The following is a 4,620-nucleotide window of genomic DNA, read 5'->3' on the forward strand; positions in this document are numbered from 1 at the left end:
CGAAGCTCCGCCTCATCGATCACTGGAACGGCTCGACCCTCCACCCGCGGTCCCAGCCGCACGGCCAGGAAACGCATCGGCCATGTCAGCCAGCGCAACGGCATCAGAGTCAGAGCGCCCGGGAGGGCTAGAATCTCCGCATAGCGCTGACCGAACGCCCGTGGCCAGGATTCCCATGGGCCATGCAGCAGCCAGGCCAGGATCAGCCAGAAAAAGAACATCCACAGGGACAGCCCCCAGCGCTGGAAAAGCCAGACAGTTCCCCCACCGGCCACCAGGAGGTCCAGAAAGAGAAGACCCAGCCGCAGGCTTTGTAGCCGGATCGCGCTATCTTCAGCTAACCGATGAAGCCATAAGGCCAGAAAACGCCCTTCCTGGGCCCACGCCTGGCGTTTTTCCTCCGGAAGGGCCGGGATTGCCGCTTCGGAAGCCACGATCCAGGCCCGCAGCATGAGGCCCGCCAGCACGCCCAGCCCGAGTATCCAATCACTTGTTCCTTCCATTTAGCCCAGCCCCTCATCCAGATAAGCCTTGATATTGTGCTCCACCGCGTAAGCGGCCGCCTCCGCCCGATTGGACAGCCCGAGCTTGCTGAGGATGCTGCTCACGTAGTTCCGCACGGTCCCTTCGCTGAGAAAGAGCGTTTGGGCGATCTCTCGATTCGTCTTCCCCTCGGCGATCAGCGCCAGCACCCGCAGCTCTTGCTCCGTGAGATCCTTGAAGGCGGAGGCCATCGCGCTGCGCCGTGCTGCCCGAACATGTCGAAGCAGTCGCGGCGTCATCGAAGGATCGATCAAGGCTTCCCCCCGGGCCACGCGTTCGATCGCCGTGATCAACTCATCGCTGCCAATTTGTTTTAACACATATCCGGAGGCTCCCGCCTCGATCGCCTCGAGGAGCAGCTCGTCCTCCGCGTAGGAAGTCAGCATGATCACCCGGGTTTCCGGAAGCGCTTCGACGATCCTTCGCGTGGCCTCGATGCCGTTCCCGCCAGGCAAGCGGATATCCATCACGACCACATCCGGCCGGTGATCCATCGCCTTCTGAACGGCCTCCTCGGCTGACCCGGCCTCCGCCACCACCCGGAAGTCCGGACGTCGTTCCAGCAATGCCCGCAACCCCACCCGCACCACCTCGTGGTCGTCAACGATCATAATGCGCACGGTTCGCATTCCTGATCCCCTCCTGAGTCATGCCGCTTGAGGGATAAGCCGACGTAACCAGCGCGGACGGGCCATGGCCTGCTCCAACCCGGCGAGAGCGGCCCGGGCAGCCTGCTCTCCCCGTTCCAGGATTTCCGGCGCCAGATCCAGGGCGAACACCGGAATATCCCCGGTGGGCACGCGGATCAACCAGTCCGGTGGGGTTTGCACCAGGCGAACCTTCATGATCCATCGCGCCATGATCCCCGCCGAACCGAAGATCACTTCCAGCGTCCGGTTCCATCGCGCTCGGCGGGTCAACCATCGAACCAGCAATGGTCCGGGCAACTCCTCCGGGAAGCGTCGATCCGTCCGCCCGGGTTCCACCCAGGAAAGATCCACACCGATCACGAAAGTGGCCCCCAGCGCTCGAGCGGCATCCGCGGGCAGGGGGTTCAGCACCCCTCCATCGACCAAGCGCCGTCCCTCCCACTCAACCGGAGGGAAGATGCCGGGAAAAGCGCTGGTGGCCAGCATGGCCGCTATCAGCGGACCCCGGTCGATCCAGATCTCCTCCCCGGTGTCCAGATCCACAGCCACCGCCGCAAAGCGAATGGGGAGATCCTCGATCCGAACATCTCCGATCGCCTCCCGCAGGAAGCGAGCCCAGCGCTCTGTTCCGACCAGAGCGTTGCCATTCGGGTCCAGCCGCATGAACATTCGCCAGCTGATCCGGCGGGCAAGCGCCTCAATCGCCTCCGGCGAAAGCCCAGCGGCAAACAATCCTCCCACAATCCCCCCTGCGCTGGTCCCGGTCACGATCTCCGGCCGCCAGCCCGCTTCAACGAGCACCCGGAGCACCCGGATATGGGCAAACCCCCGAGCCCCTCCGCCGCTCAACGCGATCCCCAAGCGATGTGGGCGCCTGATTCCCCAGCGCATGGCATGGGCTCCCAGAGGCACAAGGTTGCAATTCCTTCGATCCTATTGAATTATAATTCGAGAGCTCATTCGGCAGACCCATCGCTTCGTTTCATTGGTCATTATGCTTTGGGATGCGGGACGGGGTCCTTCATTCCCGCACCCCAACGCGGTAATCCAGTTGGGCAGGGTTTCACTGCTTACAGATGAGAGATGGGACGTCAATTCATGGGTTGTGAAACATTACCCAATCCGGGAAGGGGGTTTATTCCATGCCACGCTGGACCCGTCGTTCGTTTCTGAAGCAAATCGGCTGGATCGGATTCGGCCTGGCGGCCGGAGCCTGCGCGCGCGCCCTGGGGATCCACACCCCCACGCCTTTCCCGACCCCCTCGCCCAGCCTGCCCCCCGATCCCAGCCCATGGCCTTCCATCACGACGAGCCCCACGGACACGCCGGTGCCCGCTTCACCGACGCCAGCGCCCACGCCCACCAAGACACCATGGCCGACGTTCCCGCGCCCCAGCAAACTGGGAGTTGTGGTCCAGTGGTTCCGGGATGTGCACATCGTCAACCTGATCGTGAACACCCGGATGCGCGTGGCGAAAATCATCGACGATTTCGGCCGGGCGCCGGAGATCAAAGCGGGATCTCCCAACACGATCTTGATCGGTCGGATCCATCATAACTTCGACTTCGGGGAGCATATCCGGGATGGGCGCACAGATATGCGAGCGGCCGCCGAATGGTATGTGAACCAGTTTATGGACAAATACCTGGCGAACCCGCATATCGATTACTGGGAAGGCCACAATGAGCCGCGACCCCATAACCACGAGGTGATGCGCCTCTTCGCGCAATTCGAGATCGAACGGATGAAGCTGATGGCCCAGCGCGGCCTGAAGTGCGCGATCGGGAACTTCCCGAACGGCTCGCCGGATCTGGAGCTTTGGGTCGATTTCCTTCCCGCCCTCCAGGTCGCCAAGCAGCTGGGCGGGATCCTGGCGCTTCATGAATACGCCTCCCCCACCCTGGATGCGGGAGTGGATCATCAGACCGGGGAAGGATGGTTCACGCTGCGCTACCGCAAGGTTTATCGCTATATGGTGCCACCCGCCTATCAGATCCCAATCGTGATCACCGAGATGGGGATCGATGATGTCCCCACCTTCCAGGGGCCGCCCAGCCGGGGCTGGCGAAACTACCTGGATTTCTGGCGACAGCAGGGCTTCGGGGACCCCTATTTCTTCTACCTTCGCCAGCTCTGGTGGTATGACGAGGAGCTGCAGAAGGATGATTACGTGCTGGGAGCTACCATCTATATCGCCGGCGCATACGACAGCCAGGATCCCTATGAAGTCATGGTCGAGCCCTTCCGGGAGATGCTGGAGGATTATCTTCGAGCGCACCCAAACCCATAATCGGCAGCGCTTCATTCCACGCTGATCTCAGGGTAGGGTTACGCCGCTCGCTCCCCCGGGAAGTCTTGTTCTCCTCTCTCCCCACGGCCCTTTGAGCCATAGGGAGGGAGAATCCACGGGGCCGATTTTTCAGTCCTGATTGAGAGAAGAACCATGACAATGATCCCCAAGCGCTGGGTGCTGGCCTCGGCTTCACCGCGACGCCAGATGTTGATCCAGCTTCTGGGATACCCTGTAGAGGTCCTATCGATTTCGATCGATGAGACCCCGAAACCGAATGAGGATCCAGCAGCCTGTGCGGCCCGTCTCGCGCTCGCCAAGGCCGCCGCTGGGGCCCGGCTTGCCCCCGACGCCCTGGTTCTGGCGGCGGATACGGTAGTGGATCTGGAGGGGGAGATCCTGGGCAAGCCGGAGGGCACCCAGGAAGCGCGGGCGATGCTTCAGGCTTTGCGAGGACGTCCCCATCAGGTGCACACGGCGGTTGCGCTTTACCATCCCTTTCGAGGGGAATATCTGCTGGAGGTGGCCACTACACGGGTCTGGATGCGCTCCTACACCGATGAGGAGATCGAAGCCTATCTGGCCACCGGCGATCCCATGGATAAGGCCGGCGCTTACGCGATCCAGCACCCCGGTTTTCAACCCGCCCGGATCGTAGAAGGCTGCTATGCGGCGGTGGTGGGATTGCCTCTGTGCCACCTCGCCCGGGCCCTGCGCCGCTGGGGCTGGTCCCCGTCGGAGGATTTACCTACCAGGTGTCAGTCCGCCCTGGAACACCTTTGCACCGCTTATCCGGAGATCCTTGCCCCCTCTCCTTAACCTGGCCCTGTTTGGACCTGGGCTTTGAGATGAGGAGGGCTGCTTGACGCGTTTCCAGCGATTCTTTATAATTTGTAATGACCTTCCCCGGTAGCTCAACAGGCAGAGCAGCCGGCTGTTAACCGGCGGGTTGGAGGTTCGAGTCCTCCCCGGGGAGCCAGAGGCCGCCGCTGGGCGGCCTTTTATTTTTGGGGATCAGAGGGTTAAGAAAGGGCGGCGCGCAGCGGCATGTCGCCTTACCCGCCAGATCAGAGGGCCGTGGGGAGGGGAGAGAAAAAAGGGTGGGGGTCTGGCGGGCCGCCTTCAGCGGCCCGCCA

Annotated in this window: 5 protein-coding genes and 1 tRNA gene; 3 read left to right on the forward strand and 3 right to left on the reverse strand. The window is 62.4% G+C overall.

Annotated features, from left to right (window positions below; genetic code table 11):
- The 3 genes from NZM16_RS00730 to NZM16_RS00740 all read right to left on the reverse strand — a co-directional run.
- A partial coding sequence (locus tag NZM16_RS00730) for a CNNM domain-containing protein (protein WP_295477803.1) occupies positions 1-503 on the reverse strand: 503 nt, incomplete at its 3' end.
- Positions 504-1,172 carry a response regulator transcription factor gene (locus NZM16_RS00735; RefSeq protein ID WP_295451595.1) on the reverse strand — a complete coding sequence of 223 codons (669 nt, stop codon included), beginning with the start codon at positions 1,170-1,172 and terminating at the stop codon, positions 504-506.
- An 18-nt stretch (positions 1,173-1,190) separates the two neighbouring features.
- Positions 1,191-2,084: a patatin-like phospholipase family protein gene (locus tag NZM16_RS00740; RefSeq protein WP_295477805.1), complete on the reverse strand. Its 894-nt coding sequence runs from the start codon at positions 2,082-2,084 to the stop codon at positions 1,191-1,193.
- A gap of 251 nt (positions 2,085-2,335) precedes the next feature.
- Between NZM16_RS00740 and NZM16_RS00745 the strand changes: the two genes are divergently transcribed.
- The 3 genes from NZM16_RS00745 (at position 2,336) to NZM16_RS00755 (ending at position 4,463) form a co-directional block, all read left to right on the forward strand.
- The gene (locus NZM16_RS00745; RefSeq protein ID WP_295477807.1) at positions 2,336-3,484 is read left to right on the forward strand and encodes a hypothetical protein; all 1,149 of its coding nucleotides are present in this window, start codon (positions 2,336-2,338) and stop codon (positions 3,482-3,484) included.
- A gap of 153 nt (positions 3,485-3,637) precedes the next feature.
- Positions 3,638-4,303 carry a nucleoside triphosphate pyrophosphatase gene (locus NZM16_RS00750; RefSeq protein ID WP_295451601.1) on the forward strand — a complete coding sequence of 222 codons (666 nt, stop codon included), beginning with the start codon at positions 3,638-3,640 and terminating at the stop codon, positions 4,301-4,303.
- Between the two features lie 84 nt (positions 4,304-4,387).
- A tRNA-Asn gene (locus NZM16_RS00755) sits at positions 4,388-4,463 on the forward strand.
- Positions 4,464-4,620: the final 157 nt, after the last annotated feature.

This window comes from Thermoflexus sp. (assembly GCF_025055495.1).
Classification (GTDB): Bacteria; Chloroflexota; Anaerolineae; order Thermoflexales; family Thermoflexaceae; genus Thermoflexus.